The 26,434-nt window shown below is 54.7% G+C and carries 18 protein-coding genes and 1 tRNA gene; 8 read left to right on the plus strand and 11 right to left on the minus strand.

Annotated features, from left to right (window positions below):
- The first annotated feature begins 173 nt into the window (after window positions 1-173).
- On the plus strand, window positions 174-3,104 hold the full coding sequence (locus DSM3645_RS19935; RefSeq protein WP_237564895.1) for an SIR2 family protein: 2,931 nt from the start codon (window positions 174-176) through the stop codon (window positions 3,102-3,104).
- Window position 3,105: 1 nt separating this feature from the next.
- On the opposite strand, the gene DSM3645_RS19940 is transcribed toward DSM3645_RS19935, so the two are convergent.
- A complete protein-coding gene (locus DSM3645_RS19940) occupies window positions 3,106-4,236 on the minus strand; it encodes an ISAs1-like element ISBlma8 family transposase (RefSeq protein ID WP_002652115.1) in 1,131 nt (376 codons plus the stop codon).
- Between the two features lie 425 nt (window positions 4,237-4,661).
- On the opposite strand from DSM3645_RS19940, the gene DSM3645_RS19945 reads away from it, so the two are divergent.
- From DSM3645_RS19945 to DSM3645_RS19960, 3 genes are all read left to right on the plus strand, one after another.
- Window positions 4,662-5,438, plus strand: a complete 777-nt coding sequence (locus DSM3645_RS19945; RefSeq protein WP_050769466.1) for a Hachiman antiphage defense system protein HamA — start codon at window positions 4,662-4,664, stop codon at window positions 5,436-5,438.
- Window positions 5,425-8,889 (plus strand): DEAD/DEAH box helicase, encoded by a 3,465-nt coding sequence (locus tag DSM3645_RS19950; protein WP_050769467.1) that lies wholly within the window; start codon window positions 5,425-5,427, stop codon window positions 8,887-8,889. The genes DSM3645_RS19945 and DSM3645_RS19950 overlap by 14 nt, the downstream gene beginning before the upstream one ends.
- A 525-nt stretch (window positions 8,890-9,414) precedes the next feature.
- The gene (locus tag DSM3645_RS19960; RefSeq protein WP_040352848.1) at window positions 9,415-10,416 is read left to right on the plus strand and encodes an ArdC family protein; all 1,002 of its coding nucleotides are present in this window, start codon (window positions 9,415-9,417) and stop codon (window positions 10,414-10,416) included.
- Window positions 10,417-10,438: 22 nt separating this feature from the next.
- On the opposite strand, the gene DSM3645_RS19965 is transcribed toward DSM3645_RS19960, so the two are convergent.
- Window positions 10,439-11,440, minus strand: coding sequence for a tyrosine-type recombinase/integrase (locus DSM3645_RS19965; protein WP_202594993.1), 1,002 nt, complete (start codon window positions 11,438-11,440; stop codon window positions 10,439-10,441).
- A 97-nt stretch (window positions 11,441-11,537) separates the two neighbouring features.
- A tRNA-Val gene (locus DSM3645_RS19970) sits at window positions 11,538-11,611 on the minus strand.
- A gap of 146 nt (window positions 11,612-11,757) precedes the next feature.
- Between DSM3645_RS19970 and DSM3645_RS19975 the strand changes: the two genes are divergently transcribed.
- Window positions 11,758-12,675, plus strand: coding sequence for a hypothetical protein (locus tag DSM3645_RS19975; RefSeq protein WP_237564896.1), 918 nt, complete (start codon window positions 11,758-11,760; stop codon window positions 12,673-12,675).
- Window positions 12,676-12,747: 72 nt separating this feature from the next.
- Window positions 12,748-13,686 (plus strand): aldose 1-epimerase, encoded by a 939-nt coding sequence (locus tag DSM3645_RS19980; RefSeq protein WP_002654254.1) that lies wholly within the window; start codon window positions 12,748-12,750, stop codon window positions 13,684-13,686.
- A 352-nt stretch (window positions 13,687-14,038) separates the two neighbouring features.
- Here the strand turns inward: DSM3645_RS19980 and DSM3645_RS19985 are convergent, their stop codons facing one another.
- The 7 genes from DSM3645_RS19985 to ftsH form a co-directional block, all read right to left on the minus strand.
- On the minus strand, window positions 14,039-14,440 hold the full coding sequence (locus DSM3645_RS19985; protein WP_002654257.1) for a hypothetical protein: 402 nt from the start codon (window positions 14,438-14,440) through the stop codon (window positions 14,039-14,041).
- Between the two features lie 235 nt (window positions 14,441-14,675).
- Window positions 14,676-15,506, minus strand: a complete 831-nt coding sequence (locus DSM3645_RS19990) for an ABC transporter permease (RefSeq protein WP_040352850.1) — start codon at window positions 15,504-15,506, stop codon at window positions 14,676-14,678.
- A 2-nt stretch (window positions 15,507-15,508) separates the two neighbouring features.
- Window positions 15,509-16,504, minus strand: coding sequence for an ABC transporter permease (locus DSM3645_RS19995; protein WP_040352851.1), 996 nt, complete (start codon window positions 16,502-16,504; stop codon window positions 15,509-15,511).
- Window positions 16,505-16,523: 19 nt separating this feature from the next.
- Window positions 16,524-18,083 carry an ABC transporter substrate-binding protein gene (locus tag DSM3645_RS20000; protein ID WP_040352852.1) on the minus strand — a complete coding sequence of 520 codons (1,560 nt, stop codon included), beginning with the start codon at window positions 18,081-18,083 and terminating at the stop codon, window positions 16,524-16,526.
- Between the two features lie 85 nt (window positions 18,084-18,168).
- On the minus strand, window positions 18,169-20,823 hold the full coding sequence (locus tag DSM3645_RS28695) for a serine/threonine-protein kinase (RefSeq protein ID WP_081444941.1): 2,655 nt from the start codon (window positions 20,821-20,823) through the stop codon (window positions 18,169-18,171).
- A 234-nt stretch (window positions 20,824-21,057) separates the two neighbouring features.
- A complete protein-coding gene (gene rsgA, locus DSM3645_RS20010) occupies window positions 21,058-22,185 on the minus strand; it encodes a ribosome small subunit-dependent GTPase A (protein WP_040352853.1) in 1,128 nt (375 codons plus the stop codon).
- A gap of 12 nt (window positions 22,186-22,197) precedes the next feature.
- Window positions 22,198-24,240, minus strand: coding sequence for an ATP-dependent zinc metalloprotease FtsH (ftsH, locus tag DSM3645_RS20015; RefSeq protein WP_050769469.1), 2,043 nt, complete (start codon window positions 24,238-24,240; stop codon window positions 22,198-22,200).
- 137 nt (window positions 24,241-24,377) lie between these two features.
- Here ftsH and DSM3645_RS20020 point away from each other — a divergent pair, with 137 nt between their 5' ends.
- Window positions 24,378-24,854, plus strand: a complete 477-nt coding sequence (locus DSM3645_RS20020) for an NUDIX domain-containing protein (RefSeq protein WP_050769470.1) — start codon at window positions 24,378-24,380, stop codon at window positions 24,852-24,854.
- Here the strand turns inward: DSM3645_RS20020 and DSM3645_RS20025 are convergent.
- Window positions 24,820-25,908, minus strand: coding sequence for a hypothetical protein (locus DSM3645_RS20025; protein ID WP_002654281.1), 1,089 nt, complete (start codon window positions 25,906-25,908; stop codon window positions 24,820-24,822). The genes DSM3645_RS20020 and DSM3645_RS20025 overlap by 35 nt on opposite strands.
- A gap of 45 nt (window positions 25,909-25,953) precedes the next feature.
- Here DSM3645_RS20025 and DSM3645_RS31005 point away from each other — a divergent pair, with 45 nt between their 5' ends.
- The gene (locus DSM3645_RS31005; protein WP_202594994.1) at window positions 25,954-26,397 is read left to right on the plus strand and encodes an acylphosphatase; all 444 of its coding nucleotides are present in this window, start codon (window positions 25,954-25,956) and stop codon (window positions 26,395-26,397) included.
- Window positions 26,398-26,434 lie beyond the last annotated feature (37 nt).

Here is a 26,434-nt window from a genome sequence, read left to right on the forward strand (position 1 = left end):
TTTGGGGGTCTACTCCTTTATTTTTGCAAATGAACCGAGAACCGGATACATTCACAGTCTTCGATTTGAGAATGTGGGCGATATTGTTGTGGCCCGTCGAAGTATGGAATTTAAACGCGTATATCGCCAAGCGAAGAATCGACATGACCGCGAGGATACTCGAGCTAGACGCCATGGTGCGTTCAATCGAAGTCAACAAAGGATCTCCTCATGCACTTTTTCTTGGTGCAGGTGCATCGCTGACCTCCGGCGTGCCGTCAGCATGGACATGTGTGCTACGTTGGAAACGCAATATCTTTGAAACCAAAAATCCCGCATTAAAAACTGCAGTTTCGGAGATTAGTTTGCCGTCTGTGCAATCTCGCATTGACGATTGGTTGATAGCCAACGGGATTTGGCCCGACGATGATGAAGACGATTACAGTTACTTCATCGAGAAATGCCATCCTATCGAAGAGGACCGTCGAAGATTTTTTCAGAAGTTGATCAAATCTGCGAATCCTCATACGGGATATAAACTATTGGGATTGCTTGCTGAAGAAGGAGTTATTCGAAGCGTTTGGACGACAAACTTTGATGGGCTTGTCGCGAAAGCCTTACTTTCCAGTTCGACAATGTCTCCCGTAGAAATCGGCATTGACTGTCAGGGTCGTATTGATCGACAGGACGACACAAATGAACTCATTTGTGTTTCATTACACGGCGACTATCGCTATGACAAGTTAAAAAACACCGAGACTGAGCTTCAACTTCAAGAGGCCACTTTAGAAGCAAAGCTAGTTGAAACACTTAAAAGTCAATCACTTATAGTCTCGGGATACAGCGGCCGAGATCGCTCAATCATGGCCGCATTCGAGAAGGCAATCCTTAATCAAAAAAGCGGCGGCAACATATATTGGTGCGGCTTCTCAGAAACTCCCCCTAGTGCGGTCGATGATTTGCTTGCTCGCGCAATTCACGCTGGACGTCAAGCGTATTACATTCCTGACGTGAGCTTTGACGAACTAAACATAAGACTAGCTCATCAATGCCTAACCGGGGCAAAGGCAATCCAGGCGGATGAAATTATCGGATCGGCAACGCTCGTTTCCACTCCCCTGAAGACCGCTTTCTCGTTAGCCCCTTCTAAGACGACGGGACTTATAAGGAGCAATGCATTTGCGCTGACATTGCCGACGGAAGTCTACAGTTTTGCTCTCAAAGAGTGGCCAATTGAGGGGCGTTGGAAATGGCTTAGAACTCGATCCTCGAACAATGGATTTAACGCGGTCCCATTTTCCAATGCTGCGCTAGCAATAGGCACGCTAGATCAAATTAAGGATGAATTTGGCAATGAAATAGATGGTGAAATTCATCGTTCACCAATTACTGATACGGACATGAAGGTAGTTGATGGTGCTGTTTTTTCACTGGTTCAGAAGAGTCTGGTCCAATCAATTGCATCCCATCGCGGCCTTGATACCAATCACAGAGATCTAGTCTGGGATCCCGTTCAGATTGATAGCGTTCGACAAGGCAACGTGACGTATGGGATTTATCGCTGTGCACGCATCGAAATCCGATTGATCGATTCAAAAGTGCATATTACGCTGGATCCTACGTATTACGTGCCTGTTCCCGACGGGGACGTAAGCGACGGTCACCAAGAGGCGCGGAAGTACAAACTCGGCTACCAACATAACGCCGACTATGCCAGAGATCTCGAATACTGGCGCAAGATTCTGATTGGCGACACTCAAGTCACCGATGCGGTCGAGTTGGACTTTCCCCCCAACACTGCAGCATTCAAGTTTAGGCTAAATTTACGGCCTTCGTACGCAGTGATCAATGACGGCAAGGCTCAGGCAATCCCTTTATCCGACAATCACCGAGTATTGATCAAACACTCGGGGAAAGTCTTTCCAGAACCACAACTACTTTTCGCGACGGAGGCAGGCTGGAACCCTTCGAGTGATACTTTCCCTTTACGAGGACTGGCAAATCATGGTCCTTTTGATGCGGAATCGGTCAAAGCGATGCCACAGAATGACATTCAGCTTTCGATTATCTGCCCAAAGGCCGAAGCACAGATGCTCTCACAATTTCTTTCCACCAGTGATTGTAAAGCGAACGCGAAACGTCCAGGTGAATATGTCGTAGATTTCAAGGGATTTTCTGATGTGTTCCGTTGCAACCTAGTCATTCCAGGGTTGTCCGATCCAAACTGGATCACCTTGCCTGAACTCCGCTCGAATCAAGAAGCTCTTAACGGATGCCAAGAATTGACATCGAATTTGTGCGCGGCATTGACAACGGCATCAGCCCTGGGACGCTCTGTTGCATTAATCTTGACGCCCAATCGCTGGGAGAAATTCCGATCCGCAGAAACCGACGAGCACAACTTTGACGTACATGACGACGTTAAAGCCTTTGCCGTTCGAAAGGGGATTGCAACTCAGTTCCTAGATCAAGACACTCTCTCGCCTTACGACCAATCACGGATCTGGTGGTGGCTTTCTTTAGCTATTTATACGAAGGCCATGCGAACGCCTTGGGTACTGAAGTCTCTGGATACAGACTCTGCGTTTGTTGGTCTCGGGTATTCAATTGATCGTGGGTCCGACCGCGACCAGAAGATAGTCCTTGGGTGTAGTCATATCTACAATGCTCAAGGTCAAGGGCTGCAATTCCGGTTACGGAACATTCAGGATCCACGAATTCGAAGAGATAGAAACCCTTATCTAAACTTTAATGAAGCGAGGCAGCTGGGGGAAATGATCAGGCAGCTATTTTGGGAGTCGCACTATCGGCTGCCCAATCGGGTTGTCATTCACAAGCTATTTCCGTTCACCTACGAAGAGATCAAAGGAATCAAGGCAGGATTGAGCGGGGTGGCTATGCTTGAGTTGCTCGAAATCAATCATGAACCATCGCTTCGGTTCTTGAGCTCAAGGTTTCAAAATGGGCAGTTCCAGATCGATGGATACCCGGTAAAACGAGGTACAGCCCTTAAGTTGTCTAGCGATGAGCTACTGCTATGGGTTCATGGTGCAACATCGGCAGTAAACGACAAAAACACTTATTTTCAAGGAAAGCGTCGCATCCCCACGGCGATCGCACCATAAATCACGTCCCCAGCAACACTTCCAACAAGTAGGCGTCGTTCCTTCCAGCTTTTAGCCGCTTGTTCTTCACGCCCACCTTCGCCGTTTTGTTGTTCTTCAACAAGCTCAGGCTTGTTCTTCTTAGCAGACTGAAGTTGACGTCGGCGTGGCCTTTGCGGATTCGACTTTGGTCTTCGCCGAACGTTACGTCGAGTTGCCAGTGGAGCGAATTCTCAATGCTCCAGTGCCCTCGGACCGCTTCGGCGAAGCGTTTGCCGGTGAGATATTTGCTCACGATGTAGTAGCGTACTTCACTCGTCTCTTTGCCGTTTTGCTTGACGATATTGATCGTCATTCCGATCGCCTTCAGCTTCGTCCAACGCGAGGCGTACGGAAAATCATCGGCGTCGATTGGACAGAGATAGTAGTAACGCGACTCTTCGCGGCCATGCCCTTTCTCGTGCGTCTCGTGGCGGTGAACTTTCATTTTCGCAAAGTCGATTTCCATCGCAGCGGCGAAGTGATCGCGAATCGCTTGATGCAGATAACGCTGATTCCCTTTAATCGCCAGACAGTAATCACCGCCTGCGTTAACGATCTTGGCGGCGATCTCTTTCTGACAACCCATCGCGTCGATCGTCACCAAACAGCCGGAAACCTCGATGATTTCGAGCAATTTCGGAATCGCCGTGATCTCATTACTCTTCGCGTCAGTCGCGACTTGCCCGAGACTCACATGATTGGCGGTCGCCCAGGCGCTGACCATATGAATCGCGGCCTTGCTGCTGGCGGCGTCAAAGCTGCGCCGCAAAGTTTTGCCGTCGATCGCGATAATCTGCCCATCGGTAATCTCTTGCAACGAAGTGATCCAGCTAAGCAAACACTTCTCAAATTCAGCCGGCTTCAAAGCGCCGAGAATCGCGTTGAAGCGATCATGCGAAGGAACGCCGGTGCTCATGTCGAGGAACTGCGAAAGCCACTCTTTCTTGTCTTCGGCCCAGTCAGTGATCGCAACGAAATCATCTGCTCCACCTAGCACCGCACAGAGCGACATCGTGACGATGTTGACTAGCGGATAAGTTACCTTGCGAGTCCGCGGATCCGTCAGATCGGCGAAGTGTTCTTGAATCGAAGCGCGCGATGAAGACGACATGCTGAACAACTCTCGGCAAGACAAACGCTTGGCCGCGATCAAGCAATCACGAAACCGCCAAGACGCACTTGCCGGATTGTCGCAGGTTGCCCATCATGGCGCAATCGCCGTGGTCGCATCCCCAGTCCTGTCGTCATCCGTAGGTATGCAGGTACGTCTGATATTGCCATGATCGCCAACGAGATTCTTGGGTTATCGAAGATGGACTGGAATTCGGGGGAGCTCTACTCTCGGCTTCCGGCGACCGTCCAATCGTCCAAAACTATCGCTCGGATCGGCCGCCGACTTGCAGCTGTCGGCCATACGTCATTCGACTATCGCCTCTTTATGTGAGTGCCCATATCGCAATGCTCCATAACGCTTTCTCTAAAGGCACTCGGTGACACGGCAAGTCACTTTTGGAAATTACGCAATAGGTATTCGTCATGGCAAACGCTCCCAACAGCTGGTTCTCGCAGTGGTTTGATGAGGAGGAATGTATCATTGAAACAGTTACCGTGTTGAATGAGTCCGAAAACGGCCGTATCGCTGTATTTGAACAATTTGTTACGGTCGCCGTAGATCACGTAATTGGACTGAAAGTTATCGAGAGTCTTGGAGGGTTTCCACAATCGACACATGTTCTAAAAAACAGGGTGCCAGCCGGAAAAATTGCCCGGTCTGGGTTTCTTGGAGAGATCCTAGCAACGGAATACGTCGACGAAATCACGGAGTTTAATGTTCCGGTCCGCAGGCTACGACACCGAGATACTCGCAATCTTGCCATGCGTGGCGACGATGTGCTTGGCTTTCACGTTGAGGAGCCAAACGTAAAAGTAATAAAAGTAGAGGCAAAGAGTCGCGACAGACTTAAAACCGCCACGATATCCGAGGCTCGCAATGGATTGGCGAATCACGAAGGACTTCCCAATCCAGAAACGTTGGCTTTCTTGGAATGTCATTTGCGACAGCAGGGCCGGGACGAGGAAGCAGATCCAATCACAAGACTGCAAAAGCAGTCAATTCATGCTTCCAATATTTGCCACCTCGTGTTCACTGTTTCCGGCAATAGTCCAACGAGCTTTCTCGAAGGCAACAGCACAGCCGTTTGCCAGGACATCGAGCTACGACTTTGCGGATGTCGACTCAGGCATCATGCAGAATTTGTAAAGTCGGTTTTCGACGCATGCTTACAAAGGGGCGAAGCCGATGGAGTCGCCTGAAGAATTGACGGAGAAGCTGCGAGAGCTCTGCGAATCAGGAACGCGAGGGAAATTGCTTGCAAGAGGCTTGGCTCGCGGCATGATTTGGGATGACGGTGTTCTTCCAGAGGGCAGTCCAAACTTTTCACCAAGCCTGACTAATGACCTTCTAAATCATGGATATCTGGTACTTGGATGCGCCATACGACTGCGATCACTTTCATTGCGTGAGGATATCCCTGATACGGACGTTCTAGATAGCTCCTTTCTGACTGCTGCCGAATGTATTGAGGCAGTGGTTCGTTACGGAGAAAGACGAAACGATCGTGGGTTTCATCTTACTATCGCTGCCGCAGCCTTTCACCTTGCTCATTATGGCGCAAGGTCGTTCTCGCTACTGGCAGAGAATACGCAATTATTGAATCTAGTTCACAATGAACAAATCTTGGTCGCCTTGATGCAGCGTCGTCTTGATGAGCTTGAACGTCTCTTAATCGACTGGCTAAACGACGAGAATTTTACGGATGCGGGAATTTCCGCGTCTCTAGAATCTGATGACGATCAAGTCACTGTCGAAAATGCCGCCTATCTCGCAATTACCCGCGTATTCAACCAAGCGATAGCAACTTTTGAATTTGCGGTGCGAACAGGAGAAAACCAATTTGCGGCGAATGCAATCGAGATGCTTGATAAATGTGTCAACGCGGCAGATCGTTTGACACACGTCCCACTCTGGTGGATTTGCGTGCTTGCCCGACATTTAATCGATGATCTTTGGGGACGCAGCCTGCACCAAATACTTCCGCTTGCGCCAAATGACGATGACAACTGGAACCGCTTGCGAGCAGACTTCATTGAACTGCTCGGTCGACGGAGCATTTCAGAAATTGATCTCTGGCCATCACAAACACTGGCGGCAAAGCGTGTTATTGACGAATCAGACAGCCTCGTCGTTGCTTTACCAACAAGCAGCGGAAAGACGCGAATTGCCGAATTGTGCATTTTAAAATGCCTCGCCGGTAAACGGCGTGTAATTTACGTCACTCCATTGCGTGCTCTATCCGCGCAAGTTGAAGGAACATTAGGTCGGTGTTTTAAACCTCTTGGCTTTACTGTAACGAGTGTTTACGGAGCAAGCGGCATCGGTGCAAGCGACGTTGACACCATGAGGTCCGCAGACATCGTCGTAGCCACGCCAGAGAAGCTAGACTTTGCAATTCGCCAGGACCCTGATGCCATTGCGGATGTTGGCCTGATCGTACTCGACGAAGGACACATGATTGGGCTGAGCGAACGCGAAATTCGCTACGAAATTCTTGTACAAAGGCTTCTGCGGAGAGCGGACGCGGACAAGCGGCGAATCGTTTGCCTTTCTGCGATTTTCACGGAAGGTGCCGCCTTCGATGCGTTTACGCAATGGATTCGATCAGATAACGATGGCAACGCGATTCAGTCAAATTGGCGTCCCACGCGACAAATACCAGCAACACTTCGCTGGACTGATTCACGCGGTTGGCTTGAATATCGAGTTGCCGGCGAAAAGGTTTTCATTCCACGATTTATTGAAGAAGCATCGCCGAAGCGACCGCGCCGCAACCCTTTTCCACAAAACCAGGCCGAGCTTGTGGTAGCGGCCATTGAACGTTTTAGTGATGATGGCCACTCTGTTTTACTGTATTGTCCATTGCGTTCATCGGTGGAAACAGCCGCCGAAACTTTTTTGAAAATGGAAAGTTATGGATATGCAAAGAGCCATCTTCGTACTGAAGCGGCTATTGAGATTAAAAGGGCTCTAAGTATCGGCGAGGAATGGCTCGGAATAAGTCATGTCGCAATCCGTGCCTTGCGACTTGGCATTGCAGTGCATCATGGGCAACTTCCTCGGCCATTTCTTTCCGAGCTTGAAGACTTGCTGAAGCGTCAAGTGCTCTCTGTTGCGATTTCTTCGCCGACCCTTGCCCAAGGAGTCGATCTGTCATTCGGTGTCCTTATCTTCAAATCGCTTTGGAGGAGTGGTGAATTGATTAAGGCGAAAGAATTTGCGAACGTCATAGGAAGAGTAGGCAGAGCGTTTGTTGACATTGATGGGATCTACGTACTTCCAGTACTTGAGCTTGCCCCTGGAAGGGAGGCAAACAGGCTCGACGAATTCCATCGACTTATACGGCACGCAAAAAGTCGCGAGCTCGAGAGCGGGCTCTATCTTTTGATTTCTATCTGTCTTTCGAGACTAAAAAGAAAACTCGACTTGGAAGACAATGCACTTAGCGACTATGTCTTAAATCAGCAACAAGCGATCGATACCATGGCTGAGGGCTCAGATGAGAATGCGGAGCAGATGGAGATTATCCTTGCGGAGTTGGATGCTGGTATTCTGGCACTTGTCGATAATTTGGAGTGCGATGATTCGCAGATTGCATCGAAGCTAGACGAGGCACTGAACAATTCGCTTTGGAAACGCCGACTGGCAATTAAAGAGCTAGAAGAACGGCGAAACCAGATAGCAATGCTCCACGGAAGAGCATTGCACATTTGGAAAAGAACAAATGTCGCTCAGCGAAAAGGCTTCTACTCAGCAAGTATTGGAACCGAATCAGGCTTGCAAATTGTAGCTAATCGGTCAGAACTCGAATCGCTGCTGGAATCGGCGACTAAAGCAATTCGAACTGGTGCGGTTGAGCAACTCTCGGATGATTGTTGTAAACTTGCGAAAACTCTGTTCCAGTTCTACCCATTTCAGCCATCAATGCCAGCAGATTGGGACGAATCAACATGGACGGCGATCCTTGATGCCTGGATCAAAGGGGCTGCTCTCCACCGAGTCACGAATTCCGCAGGAATTGCATTTGTGCAGGAAGCCATCATTTATAGGCTCGTGTGGGCCATTGAATCCGTGAGACTCGTCCTGAATAATCTTGCTGAAAACACAAAAGATGGCCTAGTTATCAATGATGATCGTACATTCGTTGCGATCTGCTTAACTTATGGCGTTCCCAAAATGTCAGCAGCACGCATGCTCGAATGCGGCATGGAATCTAGGCTGTTGGCAGTTCGCATTGCAAAAGAGCTAAATCTCAACTTCACGAAACGAGACGAATTGATCGACTGGTTAATTCAGTACAAGGAAACGGAACCACTGACATTCTCCGAGGAAGAACGCACAGCATGGCAAAGGTTCGTTGATAGAAATGAATACTCTTTTGACCTGTGGTTGCATAGAAATGACGTATATGAAGTTCGCCTCGGAAGTGGAATCGAAGTTGAACTGGGCAAAAGCATCAGAATAATCCCGAACGAAAATGGTTCGGCGGAATTGTACACTCCAGATTTTGAATGGCTCGGTCGTACCAAATCAAATGTTACCGCCGAGCGGTCACTAATCGGGACGACGATCGAACAAGGCAGGGTGATTGCTAAAACCTTCGGACCACCCAAACGATCGAAGGGCACATCGGCAAGCCACAACAAGTGATGGCCTGTTTCTCGAGGCAACTCCCGTTCCAATTGCTATCAAAGTCTGGTTGAGCGAAATCTGCTGATTCTTCGCGTTTTGCGACGAAACTCGACTTGCCATAGTGGGATGTCTGTGCCCGATGTCATGAGTGACGGCGATTGGATCGATAACGCACTCCTTGGTTACCGCCTCAGTGGCGCACGAACGTCTGATGCCGTTGGTGATAAGGGACACGCCGACGCCTCTATGATTCGCGGCAGTTGGCGTTTCATCGCGTCTTTCGTCCAGAAGCGAAAGCGCGCATTGCGGAATGGGACGCTGGCTGGTCGATTCTTCCCCAGGTGGCCGAGTCAGGGTTTTCTATGCGGGGGGACCCATGTCCATCCCTTTGCGCCACTTTAGGACCTGGTCGACACGAACTGACTTAATTGACCTTACGGTCGAATTGTGCTTTAACGCTCGTAGGGCAAAGCAGAAACGGCAACGGCAGTCCAATGTCACGTATTTTGGAGATGACTGCCGCCCCTGAGGGATAGAGGCCGCATGGCGAAGAAGAAAAAAACTAGCAAGCCGAAGCACGATGTCTATCAGGAAGTGACCGACCGAATTCTTGGCTACCTGGAGCAAGGCGTCGCCCCCTGGCGAAACCCAATCAAACGCGGCTCCGGCGACGGCTGGCCGAAGAATCTCGACAGCGGCAAGCGTTATCGAGGCATCAACGTCTTTTTGCTTGGCTTGCGATCCTGGGAGAGCGGTTACTCTTCCGATTTCTGGCTGACTTTCAACCAGGCGAAGGCCCGCGGAGGTCAGGTTCGTAAAGGGGAGAAGGGATCGCTTGTCACCTTCTTCAAGATGTACGCGACCAAGGATCAAGAGACTGACCATCCGATCGAGATCCCGATGTTGAAACACTTCATCGCCTTCAATGTCGAGCAGATCGACGGCATTGAAGCCCCCGATGCCCCAGCAGAGAACCCGGACGCTACGCCGTTTGAACCGCTTGCTGCAGCCGAACAAATTGTCGCCGGATACGCATCTCGGCCGGCGGTTGAACATGACGGCGGGAGCCGGGCGTTCTACCGCCCGCGATCCGACAGCGTTCACCTGCCCAAGCAGGAACGTTTTGACGACCGAGAGAGCTATTACTCGACGCTCTTTCACGAACTAACTCATTCTACCGGGCACAGCAACCGCTTGAACCGCGGTCTCGACACTGAGCTAGCGCCGTTCGGTTCGCCCGACTACAGCCGCGAAGAGCTGGTCGCAGAAATGGGCGCCGCATTTCTCTGCGCCGTGAGCGGGATCAGCCCACCGGCCATCGAGCAATCTGCGTCGTATCTGCAAGGCTGGATCAAGGTCCTCAAAGGGGACAAACGCTTGGTCGTTGGCGCCGCCAGCGCGGCACAGAAAGCGACCGATTGGATCTTGGGCGAGAAGTTCAACGATGCCAGACCACCGCCGGAAAACGAGGCTTCAAGCGATCCATCGGTGAATCCTTTGCCGTCGAAGCAGAACAACTCCGCCTCTCAACTTGATTTGTTCTGATCTCCCCGCCCATGTTAGTATTTCACGCCCCTTTCTTTCCCACCGCCTTCAAAGCCTGTTGCCGCAGGAACTCCGGATTCCTCGCGATGTGCGAATAGACGCGACTAACCATCGTCGGATCTTTATGCCCCATCAGATGGGCGACGGAGATCGGATCCACGCCCCCTTTAGTCAGGGCTTCCGTCGCGAAAGAGTGCCGGGCGCCATAGGCGATCACACGGAAGCCGACCGTTTTGCTGACGCGGGTCAATTGGCAGATGATCGCATTTTTTGTCCAGGGGAGACCGCGGGTATTGCGAAACAGAATGCCGGACGGCCGGTCCTTCGCCAACCGGCGGAGAATGGCCTTCGCCTCGGGGACCAGATAAATCACACGGGCCTCGTGTTCTCCTTTCGATTCGTCCGTCGGGAAGATGACGAGATCGTCGTGAAGGTGACGGGCTTCAATGGTTCGGGCTTCCAAGGGACGGCAGCCGGTAAGATAGAGAAAGTCGAGCAATTCGCCCAAAGGTCCGGGAACATTCTCTCGAATGAGCTTCCATTGCTCCGGGGTATAGAAAACGTCGCGTCGTTTCCGTTTCGGCTTCTTCATCCGCTTGATTGGGTTGCGGTAGAGATATTCTTGCTCGACCGCCCAGTTCAGCATTCGCTGCACGATACCGACGACATCATTTTGCGTGGTCGTGCCGACGGCCAAGCCTTCGTGCCATTTGGAAACGTGGTGTACCCGCAGCTGGGAAGGCCGCATTCGCCTGCCGACGCTGTCGATGAACGACTTCAGGTAGCGCTTGTGCAGTCGATAGGTCGCCGGCTTGCGGTTCGCCTCGCACCAGTCGAGGTAGACTTGGGAAAGCTCATAGAGAGTGGTAAGTTCGTCCTTGACCTGCTCGCGATCGGCCATTAATTCGTGAAATTTGGCATGGGCGGCGTCGCGGTTTTTGCCGAGCGAAATCTGCCGGCCGGCGATGCTGCAGTACCAGCTTTTGGTCTGCTTGCGGTAGAAGGGTTTTGGCTGCCGCGGCATGAATAGCCTCCGTTTCGTGCATTGAATCGTGCATTGGACGATTTCATGCTTGGAGGCCTAGCGGCGAAAGGCAAGTTTTGCCCGAGAAAAAAGCGAGTGGGCGATGAGGGACTCGAACCCCCGACATCTTCGGTGTAAACGAAGCGCTCTAACCAACTGAGCTAATCGCCCGCGAAGCCCGAAATAATAGCGTATGGCAAGAAAGATCGTCAATCGGGCGCCTTTTGACGTTAGGGGGAGGAACCTTTCGCGGGGAAGGCTCGCTATAATCTGGAAATAATTCGCAACTCCCTCCGTCTTCACTACTTACTAACACCTTGATATTCCTACGCATTCTGTTGTTGGCGGCCCATTTGGCAGGCATGAATTTCGCCGCGGCGGGTCCTTTGGCGGCAATTTGGATCGATTGCCGCGGCGGTAAGCAACGGGATGAGCCGCTGTTTCGCCTGGCTCGCACCGTTACTTGGTGGTCGCTTGCCGCATTTGGGCTGGCGATGCTGCTGGGCGCCTTGAATGGGCTATTAATCTGGGCAAGCGGAGAACGAGAATTCTTCGCGACATTGCTCCGGTTTTGGGAGACGAAAATCTTCTTTGGCTGGTGGGAGCTCGCTTTTTATGGGGCCTGCGTCGGCGGCTTTCTGCTGTGGAGATCGTTTCGCCCGTTCGCGACGCGCTGGGAGCGGATTGTTTCGCGGTTCTTGCTGCTGCTGGCCGGCACCAATTTGCTGTACCACTTTCCGCCGCTGTTCAGCGTGATCCAAATGCTGGCGCGCGAAAATGAGGCCACCGGGCCAACAATCGATTCGAGCGAGTTTCGCAGTTTGATGGCGACTCCCCAGGTAATCTGGCTCACCGTCCATTTTTTGCTCGCGTCGATATCGGTAACCGGCATGCTGACGGCCCGGTTGGCGCTCTGGCGACTGGAAACTAGCGACGCTGATCCGATCGTGGCGCGAGCCTCGTTGACGGCCCTGATTGCGACGCTGTTGCAATTGCCGATCGGCACGGCGTTTCTGTTGGCGTTGCCGGCCGGCGAGCAACGGAGCTTAATGGGAAGCGATATGCTGGCCACCGGATTGTTCGCCGTCGCGCTGTTGTCGGCGCTGTGGCTGATGCATGTGCTGGCCAGCGCCGCGTTTTTTCAGCGGACGGCACGCCAAGTGAATCAGGCGTTGGCGACCATGCTGGGCGTGATCGTACTTATGACGGCGGCGATGTTGACCAGTCGCTTGTAAGCGCTGCTCTAGGCAGTCCCGTTCTGCTCCGTTTCAATAGAAAAAACGACGCCACCTTCTGTGAGAAAAAACATGTCGATTGAAATCGCCGCCATCCGTGACGCCGAATCTGGCGCAACGGCCGAGATCGCCGCCGGTCTTGGTTTCAACTGCTTTCGCTTTTCCGTGCCTGACGGCGAGAAGTCGCTCGAAATTCTTTGGGCCGAAGAAGGGTTTGAGACCGGCACTCGCCGTGCTTCGAGCAGCGGCATTCCCCTGCTCTTTCCTTTTCCGGGCCGCTTGAAAAAAGGGGTCCTCGCTTGGGAAGGGAAAGAGTATCACGTGCCGGAAGGGGATGGCGCCGGCAATGCGATTCATGGATTTGCGCATACGCGTCCGTGGCGCATCGTCGCGCAAACCGAAAACAGCGTGACCGGAGAGTTCACCGCTTCGATCGACGATCCCAGCATCCTGGAAATGTGGCCGGCGGATTTCCAAATCAAAGCGACGTACGCGCTGCACGGCACGACGTTGTCGGCGACGTACGAAGCGACCAATTGCGGCGATGCTCCGTTGCCGTGCGGGCTGGGCACGCATCCCTACTTTCGCGTTCCCCTGGGAGGCGGCTCGGCCGACGCATGTCAGATTCATGTGCCCTACAGTTGCCAATGGGAGTTCGCCGACAAGATGGCGACCGGCGCCAAGCTGCCGACCGAGCCGCTGAACGCGCCGTTCTCGGCCACGGCGTTTGATAACGCGTTTGGCGACCTGCAGTGGGCCGGTGGGACTTGTTTGACTTCGATCGAAGATCCGGAGAGCGGCGTGAAAATCACGCAGAGCTTCTCCGAAGAGTTCATCGGCGTCGTCCTCTACAACCCAGGACACCGCGAGGCGTTTTGCATCGAGCCTTACACGCTGATCCCCGATGCGTTTCAGCTGGCGGCCCAGGGCAAAGATGCAGGCCTGCGCGTCCTAGCGCCAGGCGAGTCCTTCACGGCCAAAGTCGACATCGCTGTGGCGATGACCAAGTGACCGTTGCGTAGACAGGGCGAACAATTCTCTTCGTCGCCCAAAGCGCAAGTTTTGAGGTGGCGCAATTTTGCAAACCGACTACGTTGGCCCAGATAGCTCCGCTATCTGGGCCAACCAGAAAAATAGCGCAAGCGAGGGAATGCGGTTCGCCACTTCCATCTGTGTTGGTATCGCCAAGCGGATTCCCTCGCTTGCGCAGCGGGCTAGTGTTCTGTTGGTTCGAAATATCGCAACTTCAAAACGGGCTACGAAGAGGAAGCTGTTCGCCGAAGTCACTACAAAAAAAGACCGTGGGGTTAACCACGGTCTTTCGCATTTCACACGCTGAGTTCTGATTGTCTACGGCAAAAGCTTATTCGGCCGCAACCGGCAGCTTGCCCGCTTTGATCAGTTCGCCATAGGTTTCGCCCGACGGCGATTTTTCGCCTTCGACCTTCACGATGGCGGCGAGGATCACTTCTTTGCCTTTGTCTTTGTCTTCTTTCAACAAGGCGACGATTTCGGCCTTGTCGAGCAGTTTGTCGAGAGCCACGCCGTAAGCGTTACGGTCTTTCTTCGACTTGCCTTCGTGACACAAGTTGCACTTCACTTCAGCGACTGCGGCAGCCAGCGACTTTTCGGCATCGGTCTTCGGCTCTTTGACGTTGTACTGTTCGACAAACACGTCCATGAACGGTTTGATCGCGAACGCTTCATCGGCGGTGACGATTGCGGCGACAGCGCCCAAAATCAGACAAAACAGAACTTTCTTCATCCTTACTCCTCCAAGGGTTTACGCGAGACCCGCCTAGCAGCTAACAGGTTGTACGGCAAACGGTCTTTTTTCGGTGGGATATTGGCAGGGAGGGCGCGTGTGGAATATGCCGTTGCCATTCTAGTTAAACTGCACGCAAATTCCGTGTCAAGCTACTCCCTCTGCTGATTTCCCTAAGTTTATCCCCTTAGTTTACGCTGCAAATCATCTAAAGGGCTAAATATTTGCCGGAAGTTTACTTCCCATGGTCCAAACGAGGGTCCAACGCGTCACGCAGCCCGTCTCCTAGCAAATTAAAGCCCAGGATTGTGACAGAGATGGCTAGTCCCGGGGCAATCGCCGGCCAGATGCTGGTCGAGAGGTCATTTTTCGCTTCGGCCAACATTCCCCCCCATTCCGGGACGGTGGGATCGCCGCTGATTCCTAAAAAAGAAAGTCCGGCGACTTCTAAGATCGCGCTTCCTAGTCCCAGCGTCGCCAACACGACTAGCGGTCCTACCAACCCCGGTAACAGCGACCAGAAGAAGATGTGCCGCGTTGTCGCGCCGGCGGCGACGGCGGCCGTCACATAGTCTTGCGAACGCAACGTCAGCGTCGTGGCGCGTATCTGCCGAGCAAAGATCGGAATGTTGATCAGCCCCACCGCGATGATCACCGCCGGCCAGCCGGGCGCTAGCGCCGCCATCACTAGCAGCGCAATCAAAATCGCCGGAAACGCCAGCACGACGTCGATCGAGCGCATGATCACTTGATCGACGGCGCCAGGAAAATATCCAGCCGCCGCCCCCAACGGAACTCCCAGAAAAATCGCCAACACGATCGACAAGCTGCCGGCGGTCAGCGAGAGACGCGATCCGTAGATCACCCAGGTCAGCACGTCTTTCTCGTTGGTGTCGGTTCCCAACCAATGCGCGGCGCTGGGAGGCGTCAATTTTTGATCGCGCTGGTCGATCGGATACGGAGCGATCAGACTAGCCGTCATCGCGACCAGGCAAACAAACACGACGACCACGCCGCCGATCAAAGCGCCGCGATTCGACACAAAACGTTTCCAGGATCGGTTCATCGTTACGACTGCGTCCGGATACGAGGATCAAGCCATAAGTACGCGATGTCCAACAACAGATTCGCCGTCACAAACATCGCCGCAATCACCAGCGCGCCCCCCTGCACGACGGCGTAGTCTTGCTCACGCACCGCCGTCACCAGATAGCGCCCCATGCCGGGCCAATTGAAAACGGTCTCGGTTAAAACGGCGCCGGAGAGGAGCATGCCAACCTGGAAGCCTGCGATGTTGACGATCGGCACCGAAGCGTTTGGCAGCGCGTGACGCCACACGATCCGCCATAGTGTTGCGCCTTTCGCTTTCGCGGTTCGCAAATAGTCGGACGATAAGACCTCGAGCATGCTGCTGCGGGTAATTCGCGAAATCACGGCGGCAGGAATGGTCGCCAGCGCGACTGCCGGCAGCAGCAGATGCCGCACCGCATCAAGCGCCAGCGCAAACCGTCCCGTAAAGATCGCTTCGCACAAGAAGAAGTCGGTATGAAACTGGGAGATCATCGTCGGCGCAACGCGGCCGCTGGTCGGCATGCTGGTAAAGATGGTCATCAAGCAGATCCCCAAAAAGAAGACCGGCACGCTGACGCCGAGCAGCGCAAACGTCATCGCCGCGTAATCGGGCCAACTGCCGCGCCACAGCGCCGATGCGACGCCGGCGCAGATCCCCAGGGGAACCGCTAACAAGATCGCCGCGATCGACAATTCCAACGTGGCCGGAATCGTTTCGGTCAGGCGCTCGGCGACCTGATCACCATGAAAAAACGACACGCCCAGATCGCCGCGCAGCAGTTCGCCCGGTAAATCGATCAATTGCGCCAAGATCGGGCGATCCCAACCTTGATGGGCCATTTCGGCGGTAACGCGCGCTGGCACGCTATGTTGTCCGAATCGCGCCAGCGCCGGATTGCCTGGCAATAGCCGAATCGCAACGAAGATCAGCACGACGGCGACCGCGACGGTCGCCAGCGACTGCAACATACGAACGAATAAGAAACTCCACACGGCGACTTCGGCCCTTCGTCTACTTGGCCAACTTCGAAAGTCGCAAACGGTTCAGCGACGAGGGATGCAGCAAATAGCCAGAGACCGCATCGCTTTGCACGTTGCGTACCGACGTATGAACAAGCGGAACCAACGGCGCGTCCGCAAAAATTTGTTCTTGCGCTGCACGATATAATTCGGCGCGCGTCTCCTGGTTCATTTCGACTTTCGCTTGGGCCAGTAAGTCGTGAACTTTTTGGTTGCGGTAACGGCTCATGTTGTTGCCGCCGACATCGTTGATATTGTCGAGATCGAGCAGCGTATAGAGAAAGTTGTCGGGATCCGGCATGTCGGCCGTCCAACCGGCCAGCCCCAACTGATGCTCGCCGCGCGTCATACGGCGGAAGTGCTGCGAATTTTCGTTCGTGACGATCTCGGTTTCGATCCCTACTTTGGCGAGCGAGTCTTTGATAAAGATCGCCGTTTGTCGCGGCTGCTGCATGTAAGGACGAGGATCGGTCATTACAAACAGTTGCAAGCGAATCGGCGTCGGCACGCCGTCCGCCGCCGCTGCGGCCAGCAGTTGTTTCGCCTTCTCGGGATCGTACTCGCGATCCGTCAGATCAGTATGACTTCCCCATAACGTTGGCGGCACCAACGTGACCGCTTTCGTCGCATGTCCCGAATAAGCCGACTTGATCAATTGGTCGCGATCGATCGCGCACCAGATCGCTTCGCGAATGCGCTGATCGTCGAGCGGCGCTTTGTCGTTGTTCATCGTCAGATAGCCGGTATTCATCCCCGCCTTTTCCTGCACGATCACATGGGGATTTTTGGCGAGCGAATCGATCTCGGCCGGGGGCAAATTGTCGGCGATGTCGATCTCGCCGCGGAGCAACTGTTTGACCCGCACCGCACTTTCGCCGACCGGCAAAAAGATCACGCCGTCAATCTCGGGCCGGCCGCGCCAATGATCGTCAAATGAGAGCAGCGTCAACTGTTGATTGACGTTCCAAGAGTCAAACTGAAACGGGCCTGTACCGACCGGATGCTTCCAGAACTCTCCTTCGTACTTTTTGACGGCTGTCGGACTGACGATGCTCGCTGGAAACATCGCCATCGTCGTCAGAAACGCCGCGAAGGGACGCTTCAGACGAACTTTGACCGTCAGCGGATCGACCGCCGTGACCGACTCGATCGCTTCAAAGCTTTGGACATACGGAATCACCTGATCAAAGACGAACGGGTGCATCGGAACCGTCAATCGCTCAAGCGAAAAGAGCACCGCGTCCGCATCCAGCGGCGTACCGTCATGGAACGTCACCCCCTTGCGCAAGTGAAACGTCCACTCGAGCCCATCGTCGCTGGTCGACCAAGACTCGGCCAGGCTCGGGACAAGTTCGAGCGTCTCATCATCATAGGTGACGAGCGTATCGTAGATGTTGCACATCACGGTGACCGATTCGCCGATGTCGGTATGGATGGGGTCCAACCGATCGGCGTCGTCGCCGCGCCCGTAAATCAAGATATTGCTCGGCACGGCAGGGCCGCCGCATCCGAGGAAAGTAGAGACGATCAGACAGAAGAGAAGCGAGCGCATACGTTCTTTCGATTAACTGCGTTCGGGGCTGGGGACCGTATTCTAGCGCCAAACGCGCCATGGTCACAAGCCGCGCAGAGGAGAATTACGGGAGTTCGCCGGTAGAAACGCCAACGTTTGTTGTCGCGGACGCGTCAGGCGGAAATTTTGGAAGTTTCGCAAAGTCGGCGCCGGCGATTTCGGCGCCTGCTTTTTTGTCATAGGCGTAATTCGCGTCCGCTTCCGCGTTCAAGCGATAGTCGCTTAGTCGACGCTGCGAATAGGGGGGCAATTGATCAAGCGGTTGCGCCCAAGCGACCGGATCACGCTTCCCAAATTTATCTCCCTCGACTGCGGCGCCCCACATTTCGGCGTGCAGCGCTTCGATCTCCAAACGGGTCTTCTTCTCCCAGAAAATCTGCCGCAGACTGCTGGTCAAATCGTAAAAGTTGTTGTCCCCTTTGAATCGCACCGCATTGAGATCGGTCAGCCGGGCGCTGGGAGCATGATCATATTGCAGCAACATCGCTTCGCTGGGCGACCAGCGGACGATGCAATCGGTTAGGGTCGCCTCTAAGTCGCGTTGTTCGGGAAATTCGGCCGAACTCTCCAAGCGGAACAGGCCTTTGGCCGCGGCGGCCGTCACACGGTTCAAGCGGACGTCGATCAGATCGGTCGACGCTTTCGTCGAACCTTGCGCGTCGAGCAGCACGCCTGAAACCGCCAGCAAGCCGTTTTGCCAATCGAACTTGAATTGCGCCGCCTGATCAAGATGCACGACGTCTGTCTCTCCCCGAATCACCGTATCGACCAGCGAGATCGACGGGGGACGAAACATCATCACGTCCGTTGTAACGGCCGGCGTCATCGCGATTGTGACCGGTCGGCGAAATACCGAGGGCAAAACGGCCATGTTGGCCGGAGCAACCACGGTAAACGTACAACGATTGGTTTTGATCGCGCCGCCTGTCTCGAGCAAAAACAGACAGCCTGGATCGACCGATGCGTCGGTCGTCTCTAGTCGAAACGCGATGCCGTCAAACAGCGCCTGGACGCGTCCGATTCGAATCATGTTGCGATACATCGACATCGCATTGATCGCGATCGTCATTTCGGGGGCAAAGCCGATCGCCGCACGGAGCGTGATCTTATCGGTTTCCATATCCCCTTCCAGCAGCAACGGCGCGTCCATTTTGACGGGGCCATTGAAACGCAATTCGATCGTATCGATACGACTGTCAAGCTTCGCCTTGGTGACGGCGTCATAAATCAGACTAGCGCTCGCTGTGTTGACGATCTTTACATTCGGCATTTCCACCGTCGCCGGCGGCAAGATCATCGGCGCAACGGGAGATTCCAGCGGATTCGAGCCCCGCCCAGGCGGAGTCGTCGCCGAGTCGGGCATTGCTCCTGACCGAACTGGGTCAGCAATAATCGGAAGCACGCGATCATTGCGATTGACGGCGGCCGGATCATTGCTGGGGGGACTATTGAGCGTACGACGTCCGCTGTGGTCTTGAAAAGTGAGTTCCGGCAACAAGTTGTTGCTGCTACGCGCCGACCAGACCGCGTCCATCACAAAAAAGATGGCGATAAACGCCAGGATCGGTGCGATCCAGGGAAAATGACGTTCGACGATCGTCGGGGGTTGAACGTCGGCAGCGATCGTCATTCCCCCGCCGTGCTGCAGATGGATTCCCAGGTCTTCGCAAAACAACAACATCTCGGCGATAAACTCGGCCGGCGTTTGATAACGATCCTGCGGGTTCTTGGCGGTCAATCCACTCAGCAGCACCATGGTCTCATCGGGCAGATCGTCACGCAGTTCGCGAGGATCAAGCGGTTCGTCACTGCTGTGGCTGAGCAACTTCTGCAGGACCGTCCCTTCCGGAAACGGCGGTCTGCCGGTCAACATGTAATAGAGAGTGCAGCCGAGCGAATAGAGATCGCTGCGCACGTCGGCCAAGCGCGGATCCCGCGCCTGCTCTGGCGAAATATAGTCAAACGTGCCGAGCGTGACTCCACTCGCGGTCAAATCACCATCGCCGGCGTCGACTTGATGCAAGCGGGCCAGTCCCATATCGACGAGCTTCGCCAGGCCGCCGGAACTGACCAGAATGTTGGAAGGTTTGATGTCGCGATGAACGATGTCTCGCTCCGAAGCATGATGCAACGCTTCGGCGATTTGCAGCGTATAGTCGAGCGCCTGCTCGACCGGCAAGGGACCGTCGCGATCGACCAGATCACGAATGTTGTGCCCTTCGATGTACTCGAAGACGATGTAGTTCCACTCGTTGTCGGTACCGACGAAGTAAACGCGGGCAATGTTCGGATGATCGAGCCGAGCAGCGCTTTGGGCCTCGTTGCGAAAACGGCGCACCGTTTCTTCGCTGCCGTTGTTTTCGCGCGATAAGACCTTGATCGCGACTTCGCGTCCTAGCAGCGTATCAAAACCGCGGAAGACGGCGCCCATGCCGCCGGCGCCGATGAACTCGCGCAGTTCGAAGTGCCCAAGCGTTTGCCCAACCAGGTCGCTGCGGAGCCAAGCACTGTTGATCGGGCGAATCGTGGAACCGCCGTTGCGTTCGGCACGGTCCCGCGCCGAGATGACGGTCGCCTGCTCTTCGGTCGTCATCAACATCTCAGGCGCGGCGGTCGACGGCAAATCGCGCGCAGAAGCCGCCTTCGTCTCGCGCTTGGCGGAAGCGCTAGACAAGGACGAATCATGCGTCACATCAGCGTCGGGCGAATGAGAATCCACGACCGCGATTACCTCGCAGGAGTCAGAGAGGATTTAATGGATGAGCAAAAACATGTCGCCAACGAAAAGACAAACCGACATGCTTCCTTTAGCTGATTCTAGACACGGCGTCGCAATCGTCAACTGAATGTCTCGTGTGCTAATGACTTACGAAGATCTCTGGGGCCCCAGTAGCGACCATGCTAATTGCGCCGATCATACCGCTCCCGCTGCCGTCAAGCCATCGCTGAAGCGTTACGCCATGTCGCCGGCGTGGATCTGACAGTAGCTCTCATAACGGCGAACGTCGAGGAATCCGTCGGCGACAGCCCCTTTAACGCCGCACCCCTCTTCGTGCGTGTGCGAACAGTCGGGAAAACGGCACCCCGTAATAAAAGGACGCAGATCGCGAAAATATCCGGCGACTTCTTCCGGAATCACGTCCCATAGCTGAAACTGCCGAATCCCCGGCGTATCGACCACATGCCCCCCGGCCGCCAGCGGAACCAAGCTAGAAGTCGTCGTCGTATGGCGCCCTTTATCGGTCGTTTCGCTGACGTGACCAACTCGCAGGTTCAAACCCGGCTCGATCGCGTTCAAGATGGTCGATTTGCCGACGCCGCTTTGGCCCGAGAGAACGCTCGCGCGATCACGGACGGCGGCCCGCAAGCGCTCAACGCCGATTCCCTCGGTCGCGGACAACAGAATGACCTGATAGCCCATCTGACCATAGACGCCGACCAGCGGCTGCAAATCGGCGGGATCGATCAGGTCGACTTTGTTAATGCAGATGACCGGCGTGATGCCTGCTTTTTCGGCGGTGACCAAATAGCGGTCAATCAAGTTCGGCTTCAGATAGGGTTCGGCGGCGCTGGCGACAATCAACAGTTGATCGACGTTAGCCACAATCACATGCTGCCGACGTTTGCTGGCTCGGCAGAGGATCCCGTAGCGCGGTTCGATGCTCTCGATGATGCCTTCATGATTGTCGGCGGGTCGAAACCAGACGCGATCTCCGGCGGCGACCACATGCCGCTGATCGGTCGAGAGCGTTTTTAACAGACGCCGCGTGGCGCACTGATACATCTGACCGCTCGCCATTTCGACTTCGCTGACCAGACCGCGCACGCGCAACACGCGCCCCTGCAGACATTCCGATTGATCGACGTCGATATGCAGTTCGCCATCTTCGCCTTCGGCGGCGCCGTGGACCGTTCGCTTGCGGGTCAGGTCTCCCTTGCCGCTCAGACGTTCGGCCGAAGCGAGCTTGTCATGATTGATCTCGTCTTTGGCGAATTGACGAGTTAAATCGGCGTCGCGAACGCGCGAGGAGCGGTTCTTGCGAAATTCGGTGCGAAACTTTTTGGAACTGCGCTTCGCCATAGGATATTGCGACTACGCCTCTTCCGATTTCGCGCGCGGAGGAGCTTCGACGCCAGGCATCCCGTTACTCGCTTCGTACGGGATCTCTTCGAGCTCCGCCGTCTTGCGCAACGCATGGACCGACGGACCGATCAGCGCGGTGATCTCTACGTCTGACAACTCTTCTTTATCGCACAACTCTTTCGTCAGGCTTTCGAGCTTGTCTCGATTCTTCAGCAAGACGTCGTAAGCGCGCTTCGCCGCGTCATGCAAAATGCGGGCAATTTCTTCGTCGATCACCTGCATCGTGTGTTCGCTGAATAGCCGAGACTCGTGCATTTCGCGTCCCAGGAACGGATCTTCGCCTGACATCTTGTAGCTGACCGGTCCGATCCGCTCGCTCATGCCCCACTGAGTCACCATCCGGCGAACCATTTTCGTGGCTCGTTCCAGGTCGTTCTCGGCGCCGGCGCTCAGCTCTTCGTAGGCGATCTTCTCGGCGGCGCGGCCACCCAGGATAAACGCCAATTTGTCAAACAGTTCGCTCTCACTAACGTTCATCCGCTCTTCTTCAGGCACCGTTTGCGTGACGCCGAGCGCACGACCACGCGGAATCACCGTGACCTTGTGCAGCCGATCGACCCCCGGCAGCAGCCAGGCTAACAGCGCGTGGCCCGCTTCGTGATAAGCGGTCTTCTCCTTTTCTCGCGCGACCAGCGTCTCTTCGCGACGAGCGCCCATCAAGATTTTGTCGCGAGCGTATTCAAAGTCGATCATGTGGACTTCCGTCTTGTCTTGACGGGTCGCCCAGAGCGCCGCTTCGTTGATCAGGTTACGGATGTCAGCGCCGGTCAGACCGACCGAACCGGCCGCCAAACGCTCCATCGAAACGTCATCGGACAGCGGCACGTTTTTCACATGTACTTTGAAGATTTCCAGGCGCCCCTTCAAACTGGGGCGATCGACCGTGATATGCCGATCAAAGCGGCCTGGTCGCAGCAAAGCGGGATCGAGCACGTCAGGCCGGTTGGTCGCCGCGACGACGATTACCGTTTCGCCCTGCGTGAACCCGTCCATCTCGCTCAAAATTTGGTTGAGCGTTTGCTCGCGCTCGTCATGACCGCCGCCAAGTCCGGCGCCGCGTTGACGCCCGACGGCGTCAATTTCGTCAATGAAGACGATGGACGGCGCGTTGTCTTTGGCCGTTTTGAACAAGTCACGGACGCGACTAGCGCCGACGCCGACAAACATCTGAATAAATTCGGATCCGCTCACCGAGTAAAACGGCACTCCCGCTTCGCCGGCGATCGCGCGAGCCAAGAGAGTTTTGCCGGTGCCGGGAGGCCCGATCAGCAGCACCCCTTTGGGGACCTGACCGCCGAGACGTTGGAATTTTTCAGGCTTCCGCAAAAAGTCGACGATCTCTTGCAGATCGCTTTTGACCCCTTCCAGTCCGGCGACGTCGTTAAACGTCACAGCGCGGCGGTTGGCTTCGTACTTCTTGGCCGGGCTCTTGCTAAAGCCTGACAGAAAACCGCCTCCCATGATCTGATCGCGGCTACGGCGGAAGCTGTTCCAGATCAGCAACAACACGACCAGCGGCAACAGGGCGAATAGCACGCCCAAGATGACCATGCTGTGGTTTTGTTCTTTGTAGGCGAACTCGACGCCGTTCTCGGTCAGCAGCGTGGTCGCTTCGGCCGCGGCGGCGTCTCCGGCGCGGATGTTCACCCGAAATTTCGACGGCAGCTCGATTGGGTTGTTGTTTTTATCCTTTTTCTCAACAATCTTGCCGTCGGCGCCCTCTTCGCGCGCATGAACCGTGCGAATGAATTCGCCGGTGATTTGCGCTTCATCAATCAAGACATCTTTGACGTTATGATCTTTGACTTGCTCTTCGAATTTCGAGTACGAGATGAGCCCGCGGTTGGAGCCTCCAGGAGACGCCAACAGCATCACGACCAGCACCGCGAGTAGCAGCATCACCAAAAAGATGCTGAACTGGGGGCGGAAGCCGCTTGGTGCGGGCTCGTTTTTCGGATTCTCTTGATTCGGATCGTTTGGCTGTTCCGCCATCCATATTCCCTTACAGGGACCAACTATTGATTTGAAACGCGGCAGGATCGACACGCAGGATACGGCGCAAATCGCCGCAAAACCATAAGTATTCTTACCTTTTGCATATCAAGTTGCCCACCCCTGAGGCTTTGAACATGGCGACTTCGCAGCCGCAAAACCCGCAAACTACGCCTGTTCGACGCAAAGCGGCGGTCGCCGTAATCGTGCGTCAGCGGCGACTCTTGGTGATTCGTCGATCCGAGAAAGTGGTCGCGCCCGGCAAACTTTGCTTTCCCGGTGGCGGCATCTTAGCGGACGAGTCCGAGCGTGACGCAGTAATTCGAGAAATCCAGGAAGAAATTGGGGTCGCCTGCGTACCGTTGCAAAAAATCTGGCATAGCCAGACATCTTGGGGCACCGAAGTCGCTTGGTGGGAGACGGCAATCGATGCGGCGGCTTCCTTGACGCTCGACGCGGAAGAAGTCGCCGAAGCCGTCTGGCTACACCCTACCGAGCTGCACGCCCGCGCCGATCTGTTGCCGAGTAACTACGAATTTCTGTCGGCCTGGAAAGCGGCAAAATTCGCCATCGGCGGATTTAGCGACCCGTTTGCCCCGCATGGCGGCGATTGAAGATCTCGGGATCAAACGGATCTCGTGACTGATAACCGCCGCTTTGCCCAGCAGCAGCCGGAGCAGGCGTATTAGGCGTTCGCCGAATGTTGCTCGGCAGAGAACTCGGAACCGCATTGGACGAGGGGCCCGGCGTCATCCGTGACGACGGAATCGGCGTCAGCGTCTCCTGAAATCCGACTTGCTGCACATCGTTCTTAAGCGGTCGCACTTCGCCGCGCGGTTGAACGCTGATCGCCCATGCTCGCAAGGCTGCGAGTTGTCGCGGCCACGCGTTCGTTTTCGTGTTGATTTTGTTGCCGTGCGTGTCGTACAGTACTTCCAATAGGGGGATCGTGCCGTTTTTGAGCTGGGCGACATCGTAGGTCGCCTTCATATTTCGGAGAGTCAAACGACGCGGCATCAGCCCGTGCCCGCTCTGAATCAATTGAAAATCGGAAACGGTTGAAGCCGAACCATGGCACTGCGACGTGGAACAGGCGTTTAGCAAGATCGGCTGGATGATGGTCGCAAACTGCCCCACCGCTTGGGGGTGAAACTTTTTGGTGAATTCTTCTAATTCCTTGTCGGAGATCACGGCGGGTCCGGCCTCAACTGGAGAGTCTTCGTTGGCCGAAGTCAACGCGATATCGGGTTGCTGGACCAGCGAATCGAGTCGCCGACGCGACATTTGCCCCATCGCGTTTTCTGGATCCGAGCGTTCGACCCACCGCAAATGGTGGTCAGCTTCCGAAAAAAGTTCGGATCGCATGCACCATTCGGCGATCTCTAAGCGTCCGGCGATCGTATCCAACGATACTTGTCCACAGCGGTACTCGTGCGCTTCGGCCAAGTTCGTGCAGCGATACTGCACTTGCTTGGAGGAGACGCGAATCACCGCATCCTCGTTGATCGCAACCACATACGCATCGCCAGACACGGTAATCGCGCCTGCGAGCGTATTGCCGTTTTTCAGCAACAACACGCCATGCGTGGGGCCGATCCACCCTTCCTGGCAAAGAGCGGGGGAAACGGTCGCCAACGACAACAACAAGATGGTCAGTATGCGTTTCATGGGGGTCGAAGGCTATCGATCCGCTTGAGACGCGTCAATCGCAATTTGCAGCAGCGGCAAAATGCCGTTTGTGAAGAGAATTTCACTAAAATCCGCACAACCCGTTACATGTCAACAACTTCCGGCTTTATTCGACTACTAGCAAAACCACGTCGCCGTAACTATATTGGAGCTTTCGTCACTTCAAGCTGGCATGAGTGCAGCGAAATGGATGGCAACTGGGTACGGCACGAGACCATTTTCGTGGGTCGCGTACAGGGAGTCGGTTTTCGCGCGACGGCGCAAAATATTGCTCGCCGCTATCCGGTCGTTGGATTCGTCCAGAATCTGGCGGATGGATCGGTGCAATTGGTGATCGAAGGCGATCCCGAAACATGCCGCCAGGTGGTGTATCACATCGCCGACCAGATGGAAGATTTTATTGCTGAACGAAAAATGCTCTCGAGTGACGCTACCGGTGAGTTTGCTTCGTTCGATATTCGTGACTGACATTCGCTTATCCCGTTTTCTCCTCCTCCGCTCAGGA

It is taken from the genome of Blastopirellula marina DSM 3645, from assembly GCF_000153105.1.
Lineage (GTDB): Bacteria > Planctomycetota > Planctomycetia > Pirellulales > Pirellulaceae > Blastopirellula > Blastopirellula marina.

Excerpts from the sequence above, each read along its gene's own strand:
- DSM3645_RS19935 (WP_237564895.1), top strand. The coding sequence starts at position 174 with ATGGTGCGTTCAATCGAAGTCAACAAAGGATCTCCTCATGCACTTTTT.
- DSM3645_RS19940 (WP_002652115.1), bottom strand. The coding sequence starts at position 4,236 with ATGTCGTCTTCATCGCGCGCTTCGATTCAAGAACACTTCGCCGATCTG.
- DSM3645_RS19945 (WP_050769466.1), top strand. The coding sequence starts at position 4,662 with ATGGCAAACGCTCCCAACAGCTGGTTCTCGCAGTGGTTTGATGAGGAG.
- DSM3645_RS19950 (WP_050769467.1), top strand. The coding sequence starts at position 5,425 with ATGGAGTCGCCTGAAGAATTGACGGAGAAGCTGCGAGAGCTCTGCGAA.
- DSM3645_RS19960 (WP_040352848.1), top strand. The coding sequence starts at position 9,415 with ATGGCGAAGAAGAAAAAAACTAGCAAGCCGAAGCACGATGTCTATCAG.
- DSM3645_RS19965 (WP_202594993.1), bottom strand. The coding sequence starts at position 11,440 with ATGCCGCGGCAGCCAAAACCCTTCTACCGCAAGCAGACCAAAAGCTGG.
- DSM3645_RS19980 (WP_002654254.1), top strand. The coding sequence starts at position 12,748 with ATGTCGATTGAAATCGCCGCCATCCGTGACGCCGAATCTGGCGCAACG.
- DSM3645_RS19985 (WP_002654257.1), bottom strand. The coding sequence starts at position 14,440 with ATGAAGAAAGTTCTGTTTTGTCTGATTTTGGGCGCTGTCGCCGCAATC.
- DSM3645_RS19990 (WP_040352850.1), bottom strand. The coding sequence starts at position 15,506 with ATGAACCGATCCTGGAAACGTTTTGTGTCGAATCGCGGCGCTTTGATC.
- DSM3645_RS20000 (WP_040352852.1), bottom strand. The coding sequence starts at position 18,083 with ATGCGCTCGCTTCTCTTCTGTCTGATCGTCTCTACTTTCCTCGGATGC.
- rsgA (WP_040352853.1), bottom strand. The coding sequence starts at position 22,185 with ATGGCGAAGCGCAGTTCCAAAAAGTTTCGCACCGAATTTCGCAAGAAC.
- ftsH (WP_050769469.1), bottom strand. The coding sequence starts at position 24,240 with ATGGCGGAACAGCCAAACGATCCGAATCAAGAGAATCCGAAAAACGAG.
- DSM3645_RS20020 (WP_050769470.1), top strand. The coding sequence starts at position 24,378 with ATGGCGACTTCGCAGCCGCAAAACCCGCAAACTACGCCTGTTCGACGC.
- DSM3645_RS20025 (WP_002654281.1), bottom strand. The coding sequence starts at position 25,908 with ATGAAACGCATACTGACCATCTTGTTGTTGTCGTTGGCGACCGTTTCC.